Origin of the sequence: Rhizobium sp. UBA1881 (assembly GCF_002338015.1) — a bacterium.
GTDB lineage: Bacteria > Pseudomonadota > Alphaproteobacteria > Rhizobiales > Rhizobiaceae > Rhizobium.
In genome coordinates this window covers 1-18,197 of the sequence record NZ_DDHH01000050.1, presented here as the reverse complement: position 1 = coordinate 18,197, position 18,197 = coordinate 1, and the positions used below count along the sequence as shown (strand labels likewise).

Below are 18,197 nucleotides of genomic sequence, written 5' to 3'. Positions count from 1 at the left end.
GGCCTGTCTGCCTACAAGCCTCGCCGAGCGCGTCGCCAGGCAGCCGGCGTTTCGCCGACGATTTGCCGGAAGACCTTGGTGAAATGTGCCTGATCGGAGAAGCCGAGCTGGGCTGCCACACCGGCGACCGTCACGTCTTCATCCAGCAAGGCCCGTGCGACGTCGATGCGTTTGGCAAGCTGCCATTGAAGCGGGGTCTTGCCGGTTGTCTGCCTGAAAACGGTTGCGAACCAGCTTTCGGACAGACCAGCGGCCGCCGCCATGTCGGCGACCGTCATTCGATAGTCGCTTGTCCTGTCCATGCGTGCAGTCAGCCTGTTCATCTGAGCCTGAGTCATGCGGCCATCGCGTTTCTCGCTGGCCTCGTCCGGCAGATCCAGAAGCCCCGTGACGATGCTGCCAATCAGGCTTTCGCCATAGAGGGCATGTCGCGACGGTTTCGATATCTCATCGACCAGAAGGCCGCCAAGCGTTTGAATTGCCCCGACGTCCTGGATTTCGACCGGCCGGCGCAAGGCTGATAGCGCCGCCGAACTGCCGAGGGAAGGCGACAAAAACTTCAACAACCGATCCTTGTGCATGTGCAGGTTCAGATGAGAGAAGCGGTGCGTGGAACGACTGGTCGTCCACATTGGCACACCAGCAGGCACATAGATTGCGCGTGTCATCGACCGGGCATTGTTAGAGAAGTCACCGTTCTTGTTGGACACATGGATCTGGGAGGACACGTCGTTGAAGAAGACCATGATGCGCGGATCATCGGCCAGATAATAGCCCTTCGCGCCCGCCTGGCTTTCGGCTTCCCAATAGGCGCTTACCAATCCATCGAATTGGCGCCACTTCACCGGAGCAACGACCCGAATTCCTTCGGTATGCCATTTCATCGTGTGCCAAAAAGCCAATGCAGAGATCCGTTTACCTTGGGGCGGTGTTCGCGTTTGCGCATGCCACCTCATGCCGTCATGCACCGGCCTTCACAAGACAAGCACACTCAATAAAGCTGATTTTATCGCTCATATTTTTCGGCGTGACAAGGTCACTTGACGTCTGCGCCAGCCGTTATCGATGTGGCTGCGTCCATCAACTACTCAAGCAACCATGCCTCATTGTACCTCGTTGACGTAGCGATGGTTAGCGGTTGTAGCGCGATGAGAGGATATCAGAACCGGAGCCGCAAGCTGATCGTAGGCGATCTCGTCAATCGTCAACAACGCGAAGGGCTGCGGTACATCAAGCCAGCGTGCATCCTGTTCCGTCGCCAAATCCGCGCCAATCTGTTCGCGTATGGCCGAGATGCGGATGTTGTAGGCATCCAGCAGGTGAAGATAAAATAGCGAGGGGATATCTTCCGGCCTGTCGGGGAAATCTGGTACGCGCGCCAGCGGCAGCGTAAGCGTTTCATGCATGATCGGCCGCTCGTCGACGCTGCGGACGCGGTGAAACGTCACGATGTCGGAGCCGGCATCTATCTGCAGCTTTCGCGCTTCCAGCGCCGAAGCGGTACCTCGGGCGATCTCGGTCACCCGAGTGACGGACTGCCGCAACGAACCATCAAGTCCGTGCAGCCGAAAATACTGGAAGAACAAGCGCAGACTGTGTTGCGGTTGTCGGCCGGTGACGATCGTGCCCGTTTTGCGCCTGCGGCTGAGCAGACCATCATTGGTGAGATCCATCAATGCGCGCCTGATAGTGCCGACGGCGACCCCATAGGTTTGCGAAAGCGCCACTTCGCTCGGCAGGACGGAGCCCGGAGCGAGTTTACCAAGCATGATCGCCTCTGTGATCTGCCGCTTGACCACCTCGTAGAGTGGGACGGACAACTCGCTCAATCGTGGCGCATCTGCTGAAATAATAGGCAATTCCGGCAATTATTTGCCTCTTCTTTGGAGTTGACTCATGGAGTGGATGTACGCAGTATTACTATATAGTTTATATGAAAGCGCAAGCTAACGAGCGCGCGCATGCATGCCAAGGACCGTACCATGTCTGAGCCGAAATCTGTCCCGCATCAAGACGCTTTCGCGTTGGCCATGGCAGTGATCGAGCGCGATGTCGAGACGGCCGTGCAGGACCTGGCGCGCATGGTGGCTGTCGACACGTCCTTTCCGCCCGGTCTTGGCTATGACGCTTTTGCAGATTTGATGACCGAGCTGGCGGCGCCGCTCGGCTTTGAGTTCGAGCGAGTGACAGTTCCTCGCGATCTCTGGTATGTTGCCGGCGGCCCGGCCTCTGGCGAGCGGACCAATCTCATCGCCACCCGCGAAACCGGCCGTCCGGTATGCGGTCTCTACTACCATGTCGACACCGTTCCGGTGGCTCCGGGCTGGTCACGCGATCCACTGGCGCTGACGGTCGAGGGCGATAACCTCTTTGGCCTCGGTGCCGCCGACATGAAGGGAACGATTGCGGCGACGCTTCTGGCTCTGCGCGCTGCCAAGGAAGCCGGCGCCTTGCTCGCCTACGATCCTATGCTGCTTCTCTGCACTGACGAAGAAGGGGGGCTCTACCCGGGCATTCGCTATCTTGCAGAGCAGCAAATGCTCAAGGGCCACATCCTCAACTTCAACGGATCTGCTGCGCCGCGCGTGTGGGCGGGCTGCTTCGGCATATTCAATCTGCAGGTGACGATTACCGGGCATGCTGTTCATGCAGGCGAGGGCAATCGCACAGGCTCCGGCGTCAACGCGATCGAGGGCGCGCTGCCGGTGCTGAACGCCTTGGCAGCCCTTAAGCCCGTTGTGGCCGGCCGTACATCGAAGCTGGCACCGCCGCCGCATTCCAGCGGGCCGCTTCGGCCGCAGTTGACGATATCCGCGATCAATGGCGGAACGGCCGGCGGTCAGGTTCCGGCTGAGATCAAGATCCTGGTCAGCCGCCGCTATGCGCCGGAAGAAAGCTACGAGGAGGCAAGAGCGGAAGTCGAGACTGCGATCCGCGACTGTGTCGCAGGCAGCGATCTCGGTCTAGCCATCGACATCGTGGGGCACCTCATCCCGACCGACGATCCCGATGGTCCGCACTGGCCTCGTTGGCAGCAGGCACTGTCGCTGGGCTTCGGTTATCAGCCCGAGGATTTTCACAAGTGGGGCGCGGCGAGCTGTTCCGATTTCGGCTACGTCCAAAAAGCAGGCTTCGGCCCCGAGGTGCTTCTGGGTGGACTTGGTCGGCCGGAAAGCTGCATCCATAGCCCTGAAGAACACACGACGCGAGGCGACATCATCGCGCTTGCCAAGAGCATTCTCGCCTATCTCGCGGCGGATTTCGCCGCCGACGCCATTCCAGAACACCGCATCTAATCATATCAAAAGAGGGAACTGATACATGTTGGAAATGAAACGCCGCTTCTTCCTTGCCGGCACGGCCGCCATTTTCGCCGCGCCGGCGCTGGGCCTGGCGCAATCGGCAACGCCTGCCAGAGGCGGCACGCTGCGTATTTCCATCGATCAGGCGGCGAGCGTCATCCATCCGCTGCTGACGCGCGTCAACCCGGAATACATGGTCACCGAGTTGCTCTATAGCAACCTGACGCGCCTCAAGGTCGACATGTCGATCGAGCCGGATCTCGCAGAGAGCTGGACCGCCAACGATGCGCTGACCGAGTGGACATTCAAGCTGCGCAAGGGCGTTACCTTCCACGACGGCTCCGCCTTCACGGCAAATGATGTCGTCGCCACCTTCAAGGCCATCCTCGATCCGGCAACGGCTTCGCCCGGCCGCAACAATGTCGGCCCGATCGCCGATATCGTCGCCGTCGACGATGCGACCGTGCTGTTCAGGCTCTCTGGCGCCTATGCCGACTTGCCAGTCGCCATGGCCTATACCAATGCCCGCATCATCCCGGCCTCGATCGCCACCGGCGACCTGAAGAGCCTCTCCACCAAGGCTGTCGGCACCGGTCCGTTCAAGCTTGTATCCTACGAGCCGGACCGTCTTGTCGTGGTCGAACGCAACGAGAAGTACTACGATCCGGCTCGTCCCTATGTCGATCGTGTCGAAGTTCAGGTCTTCCCGGATAATTCGGCCGAAACCTCGGCCCTCATCGCCGGTGATATCGATGTCATCTCGACGATCCAGCCGACCGAGTTCCTGCGCATCGACGGAACCGACGGTCTTGTCGGCCTGCGTACGCCATCCGGCCAGTTCTGCAACATCAACTTCGGCTGCGACACGGCGCCGTTCAACGACGCCCGTGTTCGCCGCGCGATCGCGCTGACGGTCGATCGCGAAGCAATGGTGGGCTTCGTGACCGAAGGCTTCGGCACCGAAGGCAACGACACGCCGCTCAATGCTTCTTACCGCTTCTTCAAGGACGTGGCGAAGCGCGAGAAGAACATCGAGGAAGCCAAGAAGCTGCTTGCTGAAGCAGGCTTCCCGAACGGTCTCGAAGCAACCCTTATCGCATCGGATCGCCCCGCGGTACGCACGCAGCTCGCCGTTGCTCTGAAGGAAATGGCGAAGGAAGCCGGCGTCACCATCAATGTGCAGACGATGCCGCACGCGACCTACCTCGAACAGGTCTGGAAGAAAGGAAGCTTCTACGTCGGCTTCTACAACATGCAGCCCACGCCTGATGGCATCTTCAAGCTTCTCTACACGTCGGACGCGTCGTGGAACGAGACGCGCTGGAACAACAAGGCATTCGATGCGCTCATCGCCGAGGCCCGTGGCACGATCGACGAGGCCAAGCGCACCGAACTCTACACCAAGGCTCAGGAAATCATGAACGAGGATGTTCCCTCGATCATCCCGTCCTTCTTTGACGTTCTGGCCGCAAAGCGCAGCTGGGTCGAAGGGTTCGAAGCGCATCCACGCGCATCGGTTTTCCGCCTCGACTACGCTTCGCTCACCGACAAGGCGCCGAAGCGCGGCTGATGACGTCAACTTCGCCGGACGCCTGAATCGGGCGTCCGGCCCTCTTGACCAAGGAACACGCACCTGTCTCCGAACTACATAGCCAAGCGGCTGGTGATGATCGTCTACACGCTTCTCGTCGTGTCGCTCATCGTCTTCGCCATTACCCAGATCCTGCCCGCCGACGCTGCCGTCATGATGCTGGGCGAAAACGCCACCAAGGATGCGCTCGATGCGTTGCGTCAGAGCATGGGTCTGGACCAGCCGATCTGGCAGCAATATGCGACGTGGCTCGGCCATGTGCTGCAAGGTGACCTCGGCACCTCGCTGCGCACCGGCCAGCCGGTCGGTCCGGTCATGTTCGAGGCCCTCGGGCGCTCGCTGCTGCTCGCCTTCCTGTCTATCGGCCTGATGCTGATCCTTGCCATTCCGCTTGGTATCATTGCAGCCATCCGGCGCGGCAAGGTCGCCGATATGGTCGTCAGCCTGATCTCCTATGCCGGCGTGGCGCTGCCTGAATTCGTCACAGCAACGCTTGCAGTCCTCATCTTCGCCGACTGGATGAAATGGCTCCCGCCGACAGGCTACGTGCCGCTGACGGATGACTTTGTCGATGGCATTTCGCATCTCGTCCTGCCGGTCTGCGTCATTTCAATCATCCTGATTGCCCATGTTTCGCGCATGGTGCGCTCGGAACTCGTGGATGTGTTGCATACGGATTATATCCGCGCCGCCCGGTTGAAAGGCATGTCCCGCGGGCATGTACTGCGTCGTCACGCGCTGCGTAACGCACTTTTGCCGACCATCACCATCGTCGCGCTCGATGTCGGTTATCTTCTCGGCGGCGTCATTGTTGTCGAGGAAATATTCGCCATTCCCGGGATCGGCCGCCAGCTGATCGTCGCCATCCAGGCGCGCGACCTGCCCGCCATCCAGGCCGGCGTGCTGATCATGGCCGCCACCTATTCGATCGTCAATTTCATTGCCGACATCCTCTATGCCTGGCTCGACAAGAGGATCCAGTATGACTGAGTTCATGAAACGTCTCCTGAAGACGCCGCAAGGCGCCATCGGCACCTTCCTCGTGGTTCTGGTGCTCGCCATCGTCATTTTCGGCCCGATGGTCGCACCTTACGATCCGGAAAAGCTGTCGCCGCTTGCCCGATACAAGGGACCGAGCGCCGCCTACTGGCTCGGTACCGACCAGTATGGTCGTGACATCTTCAGTCGTCTGTTGATCGGCGCGCGCGCCACTGTCGTGATGGCAGTTCTCGCCACCATCGTGGGCACCCTGATCGGCGCTCTGATTGGCACCGCCTCCGCCTTCCTCGGCGGCCGAGCCGACGAATTCATCATGCGCACGATCGATGCCGTCATGTCGATCCCGAGCCTGCTTTTCGCGCTCCTCGTGGTCAATCTTCTCGGCTCCAGCACGGTCAATGCGCTTGTCGCAGTTGCCATCGCCTTTGCCCCAGGCATGGCCCGCATCACCCGAAGCGTGGCGCTGTCGGTGCGCAAGCAGGACTATGTGAATGCGGCGATCGCCCGTGGCGAAAGCTCCGCTTACATCATCCGCCGCGAGATGCTTCCGAACGTGATTGCGCCGATCATCGTCGAGATGACCATCCGCGTCTCCTTTGCCGTGATGCTGTTTGCGACGCTCTCCTTCCTTGGTCTCGGCGCACAGCCGCCGGCTGCCGAGTGGGGCCTGATGGTCTCGGAAGCCCGCCGTTACATGCATCTTTCCGCCGGCATCCTGATCTGGCCGAGCGTGGCGATCGCCATCGTCGCCATCGGTTTCAACCTTCTGGGCGACGGTCTGCGCGATGCTCTCAATCCGCGGACCTGAGGTGACACCCATGACCAATACGGAAAACAAGCCGGTTCTCGCTATCGAGAACTACTCGCTGGATTACGAGACCGCCAACGGCCCGTATCATGCGTTGAAAAACATCGACCTCGCCATCCATCGCGGCGAAATCCTCGGCCTCGTCGGCGAGAGCGGCTCCGGCAAGACATCGCTCGCATGGTCGATCATGCGCTACCTGCCGAAGAATGCCCGCGAACCGGGCGGACGCATTCTGCTCGGTGGCGACAATCTGCTCGAGAATTCTGAGCGGCAGATGGAAGCCATTCGAGGCCGGCGCATCAGCATGGTGTTCCAAGACCCGAGCACGTCGCTCAACCCGACGCTTTCGCTTGGCACGCAGCTGGCCGAAGTTCTCGTCCGCCACCGCGGCCTGACCGTTAAGCAGGCGTGGAAGGAAGGCGAGGAACGGCTTGCCCATGTGGGGCTGAAGACGCCGGCGCAGATGATGCACCGCATGCCGCATGAAGTCTCCGGCGGCGAAAAGCAGCGCGTCGTCATCGCGTCCGCCTTCGCCTGCAATCCGGAATGCATCATCTTCGATGAGCCGACCACGGCACTCGACGTGATCACCTCGCGGCAGATCCTCGATCTCTTCGTCGAATTGCAGGCGGAAACCGGCGTTGCCTCGCTCTATATTTCGCATGACCTGGCGCTGGTCGCCCGTACCGCAAGCCGTGTCGCCGTCATCAAGCGCGGTGATATCGTCGAACAGGGCAATGTCCGCGACATCTTCACCAACCCGCAGCAGGATTATACCCGCGAACTGATCGCCGCCGTCCCCGATCCTGCCCATCGGCTGGTCAAGGATGACATGGTCGTGGCCGACACGCCGCTGGTCAAGGTCGAGAATGTCAGCGTGCATTTCGGCCGCAAGCCCTTTCTTGCCGCACTGACCGGCAAGAAGACGGAACGGGTGACCGGCAACAATGCGATCAGCCTCAGCGTCAATCCGGGCGAGATCCTCGGCATCGTCGGCGAAAGCGGTTCGGGCAAGTCGACGCTTGCCAAGGCGATGACCGGTCTCAACCGGTTCGAGGGAAAGATCTGGTTCGACGGTCGCGAGATCAAAAGCCTCGGCGATATGGACAATGCCTATCGCAAGGACGTGCAGATCATCTTCCAGCACCCGGATGCCTCGCTCAATCCGCGCCAGAAGATTTCCGAAATCCTCTCGCGCCCGCTGAAGCTGTTCGGCGACGGCACGGATATGGAAAACCAGATCGGCGACATGCTGGAGCAGGTGCGCCTGCCGCGCACCCATGCCAACCGTTATCCGCATCAGCTTTCGGGCGGCGAGAAGCAGCGCGTGGCGATCGCCCGGGCCTTTGCCTCGAAGCCGAAGCTCGTCATCTGCGACGAGATCACCTCGGCACTCGACGTGTCGGTCCAGGCATCCGTCGTGGAGCTTCTGCTCGAACTGCAGAAGGCGAGCGGCACGGCCTACCTCTTCATCACCCACGACCTCAACCTGATCCGCCAGATCGCCCATCGGATCGCCGTCATGTATCGCGGCGACCTGATCGAGGTGGTGAAGGCCGATGAGATCGATAGCCCAGACCGGGCGGACTATACGCGCCGCCTGATCGAGGCGGTGCCGCGCGCCGCCGCACAATACCAGTGATACCGCATCAAGGAGCATGACAATGGACCCGAAGTCCCTGTTGGACCGGATCGACGAAAAGGCCTGCCTCGATTTCCTGTCGAAGATGGTCCAGCACAAGAGTCATTCGGAAACCGAAGGCGAGAAGGATCTCGCCCGCTGGATGGCCAAGGAGCTTGAGAAGATCGGCGTCGAAGCCGAACTCCAGCCGTTCGATGAAGGCCGCCGCTTCAACACGATCGGCCGATTGAAGGGCACCGGTGAGGGCAAGAGCCTGTTGTTCAACGGCCATCTCGACACCAATCCAGTGACCGAAGGCTGGACAGTCGATCCCTATGCCGGCCTAGTCGACGACAAGTTCATCTACGGCATCGGCGTCTCCAACATGAAGGCCGGTGACGCCGCCTATTTCTGCGCGGTGAAGACGCTGCTCGAAGCCGGCGTCAAGCTGAAGGGCGACGTGACGCTGACCTTCGTGGTCGGCGAATTGCAGGGCGGCATCGGCACACTGGCGGCGATCAAGAGCGGCGTGAAGGCCGACTATTTCATCAACAGCGAGCCGAGCGACCTTGTTGCCGTCACCATGCACGCGGCAGCGCTCAGCTACGTCATCGAACTGACCGGCGACACGCGCCATCTCTCCAAGCGCGAAGAATCCGTCGATGCGATCGCAGCAGCCTGCGACATCATCCCGCGCATCAATGCCATGACTTTCAGCGGCGCAAAGAGCGACGTGCATCGTTCGATCAATCGTGGCCATGTTGGCGTCGTCCATGGCGCGCTCGGCCGCGATCTCGAAGAGTGGCGCCCGCCGCAGGTGGCCGATTTCGTCCGTCTCAAGGGTTCATGCCGCTACGCCCCCGGCCAGACGCAAGAAGGCGTGCTCGCCGATCTGGACCGCGAGCTGCGCGCACTCGAAGAGCGCTTCCCGGGTCTGAAAGCCAAGTTGGTTCCTGAGATGATCGAAGGCCGTCCGCTGATGCCGCCCTTTGAAGTCTCCCCAGATAGCCCCATTGTCAAGTCGATCAACGCTGCCTATGAAGCCGTGCGCGGCGAAAAGCAACCGACTGGTGCCATCACCCCAACCCGCTTTTATGGCACAGATGCTGGCCATCTTTATCATGAACTCGGCATGGAAGGCATCGTCTGTGGTCCGGGCGGTCGTTACAACACCATGCCCGACGAGCGGGTCGACATCATCGACTTCCTCGACATGATCCGCGTATACATGCTGACCATCCTCGATATTTGCGAGGTGGCGTAGTGTTCTCCCGGGCGGAATATGATCGTCGTATCGCTCTCGCCCGGGACGCCATCGCGTCTTCGGGCGCCGACCTGTTGCTCGCCGACAGTGGAGAGCTTCTGGCCTGGCTGACGGGCTATACTGTCTCCGAAACCATGTATCGCGCGGCCTTCTTGCCACGCGACGGGGAAGGGTGGTTCTGCTTGCGCGCACTGGACGAAGCTCCCTGCCGCGAACAGAGCTGGATCAACGATGTCGTCGGCTTTGCCGATACCGAGGAAGCACAGGCAGCCGTTGCTGCCAGCATCCTCGGTCATGGTTTTGGCAAGGCGCGCATCGGTTTCGACACCAATTCCTATTGCATGAGTTCCGCAACCTTCATGCGGCTGCAGGCGCTTCTGCCAGACGCGACATTCGTGCCAATGCAGGGCGTGGGTGACAGCCTACGCTGGGTAAAGTCTAGGGAAGAGATTGCCGTTCTTGCCCAGGCGTCCCAAATTGCCGACAAGGCGATGGCGGAGATCGCAAGACAGGTGACGCCGGGCATGACGACGCGCGACGCGGCCGCGATCGCCTCGGGCGTATTCTTGCGAGAGGGAGCAGACACCGGCGAGGTTGGACCAGTTGTGAAAGCTGCTGGCAGCCATGAATTCCTGCACGGCGTGTTCAAGACCGAGGCAATTGGTGAAGGCGACATCCTGCATGTCGAACTCATCCCGCGTGTCGGAAATTACGGTGCGCGTCTGATGAGGCCGATCGTGGTGGGACGCCCCCCAGACGAATTGGCTGTCACGGCCGAAAGACTGGTCGCATTGCAGGACCTTCAGATCGCCGCAATGAAGCCGGGGGCGCGAGCCTGCGACGTCGACGCAATCATGCGCCAGGGCGCGCTCAATGGGGGACTACGTCCGGTCTATGAAAACGTCACGGCGTATACGCTCGGGCTCTATACCCGCACGCCGCGCACCAGCGATTTTTCCGGGGTATTCTTGCCAACCTCGGACTGGTCGCTGGAAAAGAACATGGTCTTTCATCTCTACGCCACGGCACAGGGCCTCGGCTTCAGCGAGACGGTGGTCGTCGGCAGCAATGGGGGAATTCGGTTGACGAAAAGCCCGCGCGCAATCCTGTGAGGCAGCTACCGCGCGAGTTTACAGGTGCCGCGGAGCAAGTAGTTACACTTCGCGACACCGCACAGCTGTGGTCGGAATCGTTTGATAACGTCGGCTTATGCAGCGACCGTCGGGAATAACGCAGTCGCCGTGATACCCAGAGCCTTTGCGATGCGCTTTACAAGTCGCCGATCTCCTTCATGGCCGGCTTCGACCTTGGCAATTTCCGTCTCGGTCAGGCCGCAGGTGAGTGCGACCTGCTCGATGCTGTACCCTGCCACCTGCCTTGCTGAGCGAACCGCTTCACCAAGGTCGATGGTCAATGCTGTGGGAACGTTTGAATCCTCGATATTGCCGTAGGATCGTGACATGCGCGCTTCTCCAAATGCGTCCACTTTATGGCCCAATTTAGGTGGTGCGCTAACAATTGCAATGCCACCGAATTCACTATTCGTTGTACGGGATAATTCTCGCCCGAAGCCTTCAGTGTGCTGAGAGACGAAGACGGCTCTAGAGCAAATTTCACGCCTTGTCTGATAAAGCCGGGTACAATGTCTGAAACTCCTTTGCCTGCGCGGCAAGCCATTCGCAAAACAGGGTCGCCTTGCGATTGCGCCTAGACCGCTTCAGGGCGACATAGTGATGCCCGCTGTCGATAAAACCGAACGGTGCCACCAAGCGGCCGGCATGGATGTCATCGACCACATAGGGCCAAGGTGCTGCGCAAGCGCCGAGTCCGGCCCGCGCTGCCTCCAGCATGAAATAGAAGTGCTCGTAATCCACCTTTGGACCTGTCAGGAGATGGCGCCCAGAGCGGGAACGCCAATCATTCCAGGCTTGCGGCCTCGTTCGTGTGTGTAGTTCCGGGATGATGTCGAGATGCCCTACGTTGTTTCTCGCAAAGCCCGCGGCTATGACCGGTCCGATCTGTTCGGGAAACAACGGGATGACCTCTGCTCCGGCCGGCCAAGGAGGATCCCCCACACGGATGGCGACGTCGACACCATCCCGCTCGAAATCGACCGGCTTTGAGGATGCCGTCAAACGTACTTCGATTTTCGGGTAGTCCGCTTGAAAACGGTATAGTCGCGGAATAAGCCAGCGCATGGTGAAGGTGCCCGGACAGGAGACGTCGATCGCTCCTTCCTCCGTATCGGCAACCGCACGCACCGACACATCGATCTGGTCGAAGGCTGCGCCAAGCCCGGTCAGCAATGTGTGCCCGGCCTCTGTTAGCCGCAATTGATTCTTCGGTCCCTCAAACAGCGGCACCCCGAGAAGAGCCTCCAGGTGCTTTATCTGGCGGCTCACGGCACTATGGGTCACGTTGAGTTCATTGGCTGCAAGCGTCATGCGTCCATGACGGCCCGCTGCTTCGAACGCCCGAAGTGCGTTAAGTGAAGGGATGCGTCTGCTCATGTGAGATTTCCGAACATAAGGTGTTCGATCATATCGGTTTTCAGGCCGCTCTGCCTAGTCACATATGAGAAACATTGAACACTGCTCATCGAAAAATGAACATGAGGAGCTGATGTGTTCCCCTTTTTTCAAACCGGAAGGCTCAAAGCGATGAGTGAGAGACACCAAGACGGCAGCGCAGGTGACGCGAATTACGGCGTGATCGGCAAAGGATATGTAAGCTATCGCCAGCCGGAACCTCATATAGCGGAATTTATCCGCCGCGCTCTGGGCGATGCGCTCACGGTGTTGAATGTCGGTGCGGGCGCCGGCTCCTACGAGCCCGTGGATCGCGCGGTTACGGCTGTTGAGCCTTCTGAGTCAATGCGCGCGCAGCGCCCGGCTCATCTTCCGCCCGCGATCGACGCGATCGCAGAAAGGCTGCCTTTCGCTGAAAAAACCTTCGACGCAAGCATGGCTTCATTCACCGTTCACCAGTGGAGTGATTTGGCTCGCGGCCTTTCCGAGATGCGTCGCGTCACGCGCGGACCGGTGCTTGTTCTCACCTGCGATCCGAATGAACTGACAAGATGCTGGCTGAACGACTACGCGCCGGAGATGATCGCCGTGGAGGCCCGACGTTATCCGGCCATGAGCGCAATCGCTGAGGAGCTGGGCGGGGACGTCGATATCCACACCGTCCCTATTCCACTCGGCTGCGTCGATGGGTTCGGTGAAGCCTATTACGGTCGGCCCGAGCGCATCTTGGAACCTGGCGCACGCCTTGCCAATTCCGCATGGAGCTTCGTCGACAAGAGCGTCGGTGAGCGATTTGTCGCCGATTTGAGCCGCGACTTGGCCGACGGGAGTTGGGATGCCCGCTATGGCGGACTCCGCACGCAGCCCTTTTTTGAGGGTTCGCTTCGACTTGTCGTCGCAAGGCCTTCACTATCCGCTCCCAGGTAGTCAAGCGAGGGAGCGAGGAGGGCAATTGCAGCCTGCCCATAGTTACGCTGCTCGTCAAAGGAGAGGAGAAACGGTGTGGATGAGGTGAGCCAGTGCGGCCGCGTTGTCCGCCCCATTGTTGGAGGCTTCGAACTCGGTCAACTCGACGCCTACGATTTGCCTCGCAGGTATGATTGCCAACAGAGCACGTAGCGCGGTCGGCGTTAATCCCCCGCCGATCGCATATGCGGCTGGCACGTAACCCGGCTCGAGGACATCCCAATCGATGTGGATCCACACAGGTCCGTCGCCGATCGCCTCGCCGATCGTCTTTGGCCGGCTTTCGTCTGGCCCGAAAATCCGGACGCCGGCGTCAAGCAGTGCCTGTTGCTCCGGCGGGTCTATGTCTCGCGCACCGACGACGACGACCCTGGCGGGGTCGATGCCGGCACCGAAACCGCTTTCCCAGAGCCCACAGGTGGCAGCCAGCACCATGCCGCCAAGATACCCGCTGGTCGTTGTTGCGGGAGTGTTGAAATCGCCGTGAGCATCGATCCAGAGAACGGTCAAATCCAGATAGTGCCGGGCAGCGACAGGCAAGGTCGCAAGACTTGCAGAGCAGGTGTTTGCTACCACCAGCGGTCTGTTTCCTTTTCCGATGCTTGCGGCAACTGCATCTTGCAAAGCCTCGAGCGTGCGTCGTGCTTGCGGAAGACTTCGTGACCAGTCGTCCACCTCCGGCGCGGAAGGTGTGCCGATGATAGACGATTCCAGGCCGGTCAGTGCGGTAAGGGCATTCGCGGCAAGCTCGGCGCCGCGGATGGCGCCAGGGCTACGGTCGGCGATACGACCTTGGGAGACCAAAAGCTCAAAAGGCAAACGGCAATTCCTTGTGAAATACGAAGAATAGTGAATCGATATGTCCCCGTGAATATATCGAGCGCGTGTCGGTGGCAATTGTATTTGGGCTTGCCGAACGGGCGTGACAGATATCTCGCAGTGGCTACCAGATACTGGGCGCGGCGCTCGTCGAGAAAGCCGTTCTCGAAGACCTTTTCTCCTCGACGCATCACCAACAAGGAAGGAGCAAGGCGCGCGGTCGCCGAATTCTTCATCGCTTGCGAGATGTGGTAGGCAGCAATGACAATCAGGGTCTGATGCACGAGATAGTCAGTCATGTTCGACGTGCTCAGATAAGGAATTGCCGGTTCGGGCTGTTGGCAAGTCCGGCTGCAAATGCAATCAGCGCGAGGATGGCGCACCACTGCGCACACCTGGACCCCATTGTGAGAGTCCCAGCCTTGCTTTCCGGGGGCAGCAACTAGAGTGGCGCAAGAGCCTTCATTGACAGGGTGGCGAAATCCAGGCTCGTCCCTCGTTGGTCGAAGATCGCCTGCCCGACGGTCTGCGCGCAGATGAACAATGATCCGATCATAAACAACGAGAAATACAGCGCGCGAGCGGACGTCTAATGAACGGCGTCTCTGCGAAGATGCGAAAAATAGCACGGCTGCGGTGCAGCTTCAGCAGGTGGTTCGACCCGGCTGCCATTGCGTTGTGTCGCGTTGCAGCCTTGATGCCAATTGCCGGACCGGTTCCTGTTCGGTTCATATTGCGACTCGAATGTCGAACGTGAACCACCCGTTCATGTAGGCTTCATCAAGCGGTTGCTACCGTGGGTGCATCTGAAACAGCAATCAATCAGCGGGACAAGTTAACCATGCAGCACCCTGCCGCTCCAACGGCCGGCCGAGATCCGCGCCTTGATTTTTTCCGCGGCCTGGCCCTGGTGATGATCTTCATCAATCACGTGCCTGGCAACATGATGGAAGGTGTCACGTCAAAGAACTTCGGTTTTTCGGACGCGGCAGAGGCCTTTGTACTGATGTCGGGTATGTCTGCGGGGCTTGCCTACTCCAATATCTATGTCCGCGACCGCATACGCGCCATTGCTCGCATCCTTCGTCGCGCAAGCCGGCTTTACAGCGTTCATCTGCTGACAACCGTGCTGGCAGTGATCGTTCTCATGGCGGGCCATAATTTGCTCGGCACGACCGCTCTTTCGCAGCGCGTCAATATGGTCTCCTACCTGGATGCACCGTGGTCGACCGCGCTCGGTGTACTCGCGACAACGCATCAGCTTGGCTATTTCAATATTCTGCCGCTCTATATGTTGCTGTTGGCGGCAACACCTGTTTTCCTAGCTCTCGCCTTGCGCAGCCGCGCTCTGTTGTTGACGGTGTCGGTTACCATCTGGGCTATTGCCGGCTGGAACAACATCAACCTTCCAAATTATCCGACAGACGGATCCTGGTTCCTCAATCCGTTTTCCTGGCAACTCATCTACTGCATCGGACTGTGCGCTGGCATCTCCATGAAAAAAGGTGAGAGCCTTGTCGGCTATAGTCCGGTCTTGATGGCAACTGCAATCGCCTATCTTGGATTTGCAATGTTCGTCATCCAGGGGCAGCACTATGAGTTGACTGCTTGGGGCGACCATCCTGCCCTTTTGATCGGTTTCGAAAAGGGCATCTTGCCACTGCCGCGACTGATACACATCCTCGCGCTGTCATACGTAATTTCGCAGATCAACGTATGTCGTGTGGTGGCGGGTAGTGCCAAGCTGGCAGCCGTGTCGCTCCTTGGGAAGCAGGGCCTTGCCGTGTTTGCATGGGGGTCACTCGTTTGCATCTCGCTGCAGGTCCTACGAGAAGCCTATCAGTTTTCGCCTGCTGTCGATATCTCAACTCTGATTTTTGGTCTGGCGATCCAATATGTTGTCGCCCAGCGTCTGCAGTCTGACAAGGTGACGCTGCGAAACAGCGCAGTAAGCACATAGGAGCATATGAAGGATCGAACGAAGGCTATTGTCAGCCCTGCTTTCTCAGCAGCCGAACAAGCAGACTAGAATCTAATTCCGCTTTTCTGTTTCCTCAGGATTTGGCGCGGCGTTCGCGATCAAATGTAACCGACGTGATCGCCGAACGGAACGTCGGCATCCTCCAGGTTTCCAGACCCAATTCGTTCGCTTTCGCCGGACAAGTGGAGCTCGGCGGCGCGATCATTTTCCTGATCCGTGGCCGAGGGGTGATTTGGGAGACGGTCGGACAATGAGCCCTCGTGCGAATTTGACCTGCTATGCTCAGAACCGTCCTTTGGATCGGCATCTCGATGCCGCTCCAAACCTTCGGATATCACAGATTGTCGTTCTGCCGCCCAGGCCAAGTCTGGCTCTGCGAGCGAAATGCTACGGTCAACGCGCGCAGCTTGCGATGATGCAGTGGACGAAATCCGTGATACCCGTTCAACCATGGCTCAATCCCTATACCAACACTCTATTTGGTAGGGCGCGTGTCAGAAACAAGCTTGAGTAAGAAAAACAAAAGACGCACCACGGCTGGCCGCCACGGTGCGCCTGATCGCTTCTTCAGTTACTTGAGGCGTGCGCCAACTTTTTCCAGGGCCTTGTTTGCACATGCTTCGTCCAGATTGCCGCCAGGTGCGCCCGCAATGCCTATCGCGCCGACTGTGTCCTTGCCAACCTTGATCGGAACGCCACCTGCCAGAACGAGAAATCCAGGAATGTCAGCCAGGCCGGCCGCTCCAGCGTTCTTGGCGACGTTGTCGGCGATCGCGCTTGTCGGGTTGCGCGACGAGGCCGACGTGAAGGCCTTGGCCGTGGAGGCGTTTGCTGTGTGTGCGCCAGCGTTCTCGGAACGCACGAGAGCGAGAAGAACGCCGGACCGGTCTGTGACGGCTGCCGAGACATTGTATCCGTCACTTGAGCACGCAGTGACCGCAGCCTGCGCGAACTCGACCGCCAGGGCAGTACCCAAGCTGGTCTGTTGGACCGTATCCTGAGCGATGGCGGGTGCCGCGATCAGGGCTGAAACAGCCATCGAGAGCAGGGCAATCTTCATTTGGCAAACCTTCCTGTTTGTTGAGTTGATGATTGCCAATCTAGAAGATCAAATCAGCGCCGTTAACTCGCATTGACACCGACAGAGCCTGGTAGAACTACGGATGCGCGGCCAACCAAATGCGTGTCTGCTCTGCTACTGCGGGTGTCCCGAGTTTTGTCGCGATATTTGCTCTGTGGCTATCGACAGTTCGCACAGAGACATCCAAAGCGACCGCGATATCCTTGCTGCCAAACCCCTTTGACACAAGCTCCAGCACCTCGACTTCACGAGAGGTAAGCTGCTGGATCAGCCGCCCGTTCTCTTGTCGTACCAACAATTCGTCGAGCGCTGTCTCGCACGTTGCTAGTGCTTCCATCAGGACATGTTCATCGACCGGCTTTGCAAGAAAATCCATCACGCCTGCTTTGAACGCACGACGGCATGCTTCGATGTCCCCGTGACCGGTGATCATGAGCGCCGGCCACCGGATGCGCAACTCCTCGAGTTTCTTTAGGAGCTGCAAGCCACTCGCTGCGGGCATCCGCAAGTCTAGGATCAAGACGCCGGGCTTGGCTCTTTCTATGTGCGAGAGCAGGTGAGCAGCGTCGGAAAATGCCGCGACCTCCTTGCCGTATGTCGCCATAAGCAGTGTCATTGCCTCACGCACCGAAGCGTCGTCATCAACGAGGTAGATCATTCGAAGCTCCCGATGGTAGCCGTATCATGAAACATGCGCCTCCTTCGTTGCGGATTGAAAGCGACCCGTCCATCTTTTCGATTAATCTAGACGAAAGAGGAAGGCCAAGACCCATGCCGTCCTGCTTCGTTGTAAAGAACGGCTCGAATACTCTGTCCAGCAACGACGGATCGATTCCTGGCCCGTTGTCTGCGATCTTAATCACGGCGTCGTTGCGCTCGCGTTCAGCGCTCACCGTTATACGGGGGTCTGCCCCTGGCGCTGCCGCGTCAGCCGCGTTGCGGATCAGATTGAGGACAACCTGCTGGAACGATATTATGTCGATCGTAACGGTAATCTCTTCGCTCGCGGGTATAACAAGGAGTTCGATGTTTCGCTGGGCAAGATCAGCTTCGATAAGTCGGACGGCATCGCTCAAAGCCAGAAAGAGCGACACTTCCTCTAGGTGAGCAGCAGCCCCGGATATGTACGCGCGCATGCGCCCAAGAATGTCACCTGCTCGCTTGGCGTCCCGGATGTTTCCCTCCAACGCCTTCTCCACGATATCCGGGCGCGCGCTCGTCAAGGCTGGTCTTGAAG

Annotated in this window: 18 protein-coding genes; 9 read left to right on the top strand and 9 right to left on the bottom strand. The window is 59.2% G+C overall.

Features of this window, described 5'->3' with window-relative positions:
- Positions 1-11: 11 nt before the first annotated feature.
- On the bottom strand, positions 12-902 hold the full coding sequence (locus B3605_RS05010; RefSeq protein ID WP_112943217.1) for a helix-turn-helix domain-containing protein: 891 nt from the start codon (positions 900-902) through the stop codon (positions 12-14).
- A gap of 201 nt (positions 903-1,103) precedes the next feature.
- Positions 1,104-1,868, bottom strand: a complete 765-nt coding sequence (locus B3605_RS05005) for a GntR family transcriptional regulator (RefSeq protein WP_112943216.1) — start codon at positions 1,866-1,868, stop codon at positions 1,104-1,106.
- Between the two features lie 114 nt (positions 1,869-1,982).
- On the opposite strand from B3605_RS05005, the gene B3605_RS05000 reads away from it, so the two are divergent.
- The 7 genes from B3605_RS05000 (at position 1,983) to B3605_RS04970 (ending at position 10,697) form a co-directional block, all read left to right on the top strand.
- The gene (locus B3605_RS05000) at positions 1,983-3,296 is read left to right on the top strand and encodes a M20 family metallopeptidase (RefSeq protein ID WP_112943215.1); all 1,314 of its coding nucleotides are present in this window, start codon (positions 1,983-1,985) and stop codon (positions 3,294-3,296) included.
- 25 nt (positions 3,297-3,321) lie between these two features.
- Positions 3,322-4,872 carry an ABC transporter substrate-binding protein gene (locus B3605_RS04995; RefSeq protein WP_296432721.1) on the top strand — a complete coding sequence of 517 codons (1,551 nt, stop codon included), beginning with the start codon at positions 3,322-3,324 and terminating at the stop codon, positions 4,870-4,872.
- Positions 4,873-4,935: 63 nt separating this feature from the next.
- Positions 4,936-5,883 carry an ABC transporter permease gene (locus B3605_RS04990; RefSeq protein WP_111560509.1) on the top strand — a complete coding sequence of 316 codons (948 nt, stop codon included), beginning with the start codon at positions 4,936-4,938 and terminating at the stop codon, positions 5,881-5,883.
- Positions 5,876-6,700, top strand: coding sequence for an ABC transporter permease (locus tag B3605_RS04985; protein ID WP_112943212.1), 825 nt, complete (start codon positions 5,876-5,878; stop codon positions 6,698-6,700). The genes B3605_RS04990 and B3605_RS04985 overlap by 8 nt, the downstream gene beginning before the upstream one ends.
- A gap of 10 nt (positions 6,701-6,710) precedes the next feature.
- Positions 6,711-8,342, top strand: a complete 1,632-nt coding sequence (gene nikE / locus B3605_RS04980) for a nickel ABC transporter ATP-binding protein NikE (protein ID WP_296432719.1) — start codon at positions 6,711-6,713, stop codon at positions 8,340-8,342.
- Positions 8,343-8,364: 22 nt separating this feature from the next.
- Positions 8,365-9,585, top strand: a complete 1,221-nt coding sequence (locus tag B3605_RS04975; protein ID WP_296432717.1) for a M20 family metallopeptidase — start codon at positions 8,365-8,367, stop codon at positions 9,583-9,585.
- Positions 9,585-10,697, top strand: a complete 1,113-nt coding sequence (locus B3605_RS04970; RefSeq protein WP_296432715.1) for a M24 family metallopeptidase — start codon at positions 9,585-9,587, stop codon at positions 10,695-10,697. The genes B3605_RS04975 and B3605_RS04970 overlap by 1 nt, the downstream gene beginning before the upstream one ends.
- A 95-nt stretch (positions 10,698-10,792) precedes the next feature.
- Here the strand turns inward: B3605_RS04970 and B3605_RS04965 are convergent, their stop codons facing one another.
- Together B3605_RS04965 and B3605_RS04960 are read right to left on the bottom strand one after the other, a co-directional pair.
- The gene (locus B3605_RS04965; RefSeq protein ID WP_112819735.1) at positions 10,793-11,047 is read right to left on the bottom strand and encodes a helix-turn-helix domain-containing protein; all 255 of its coding nucleotides are present in this window, start codon (positions 11,045-11,047) and stop codon (positions 10,793-10,795) included.
- Positions 11,048-11,198: 151 nt separating this feature from the next.
- On the bottom strand, positions 11,199-12,095 hold the full coding sequence (locus B3605_RS04960) for a LysR family transcriptional regulator (protein WP_296432711.1): 897 nt from the start codon (positions 12,093-12,095) through the stop codon (positions 11,199-11,201).
- 114 nt (positions 12,096-12,209) lie between these two features.
- On the opposite strand from B3605_RS04960, the gene B3605_RS04955 reads away from it, so the two are divergent.
- Positions 12,210-13,040: a class I SAM-dependent methyltransferase gene (locus B3605_RS04955; RefSeq protein ID WP_296432708.1), complete on the top strand. Its 831-nt coding sequence runs from the start codon at positions 12,210-12,212 to the stop codon at positions 13,038-13,040.
- Positions 13,041-13,094: 54 nt separating this feature from the next.
- On the opposite strand, the gene B3605_RS04950 is transcribed toward B3605_RS04955, so the two are convergent.
- Positions 13,095-13,898: an arginase family protein gene (locus B3605_RS04950; RefSeq protein ID WP_296432706.1), complete on the bottom strand. Its 804-nt coding sequence runs from the start codon at positions 13,896-13,898 to the stop codon at positions 13,095-13,097.
- Positions 13,799-14,197, bottom strand: coding sequence for a hypothetical protein (locus B3605_RS04945; protein WP_296432703.1), 399 nt, complete (start codon positions 14,195-14,197; stop codon positions 13,799-13,801). The genes B3605_RS04950 and B3605_RS04945 overlap by 100 nt, the downstream gene beginning before the upstream one ends.
- Before the next feature lie 497 nt (positions 14,198-14,694).
- Between B3605_RS04945 and B3605_RS04940 the strand changes: the two genes are divergently transcribed.
- Positions 14,695-15,858 (top strand): OpgC family protein, encoded by a 1,164-nt coding sequence (locus tag B3605_RS04940; RefSeq protein ID WP_296432701.1) that lies wholly within the window; start codon positions 14,695-14,697, stop codon positions 15,856-15,858.
- 592 nt (positions 15,859-16,450) lie between these two features.
- On the opposite strand, the gene B3605_RS04935 is transcribed toward B3605_RS04940, so the two are convergent.
- The 3 genes from B3605_RS04935 to B3605_RS04925 all read right to left on the bottom strand — a co-directional run.
- Entirely contained in the window at positions 16,451-16,978 is a 528-nt protein-coding gene (locus B3605_RS04935) for a GlcG/HbpS family heme-binding protein (RefSeq protein WP_296432700.1), read from the bottom strand.
- 58 nt (positions 16,979-17,036) lie between these two features.
- Positions 17,037-17,618 carry a response regulator transcription factor gene (locus tag B3605_RS04930; protein ID WP_296432698.1) on the bottom strand — a complete coding sequence of 194 codons (582 nt, stop codon included), beginning with the start codon at positions 17,616-17,618 and terminating at the stop codon, positions 17,037-17,039.
- The coding region (locus B3605_RS04925) for a sensor histidine kinase (protein ID WP_296432697.1) at positions 17,602-18,197 on the bottom strand (596 nt) is incomplete at its 5' end. The genes B3605_RS04925 and B3605_RS04930, both read right to left, overlap by 17 nt.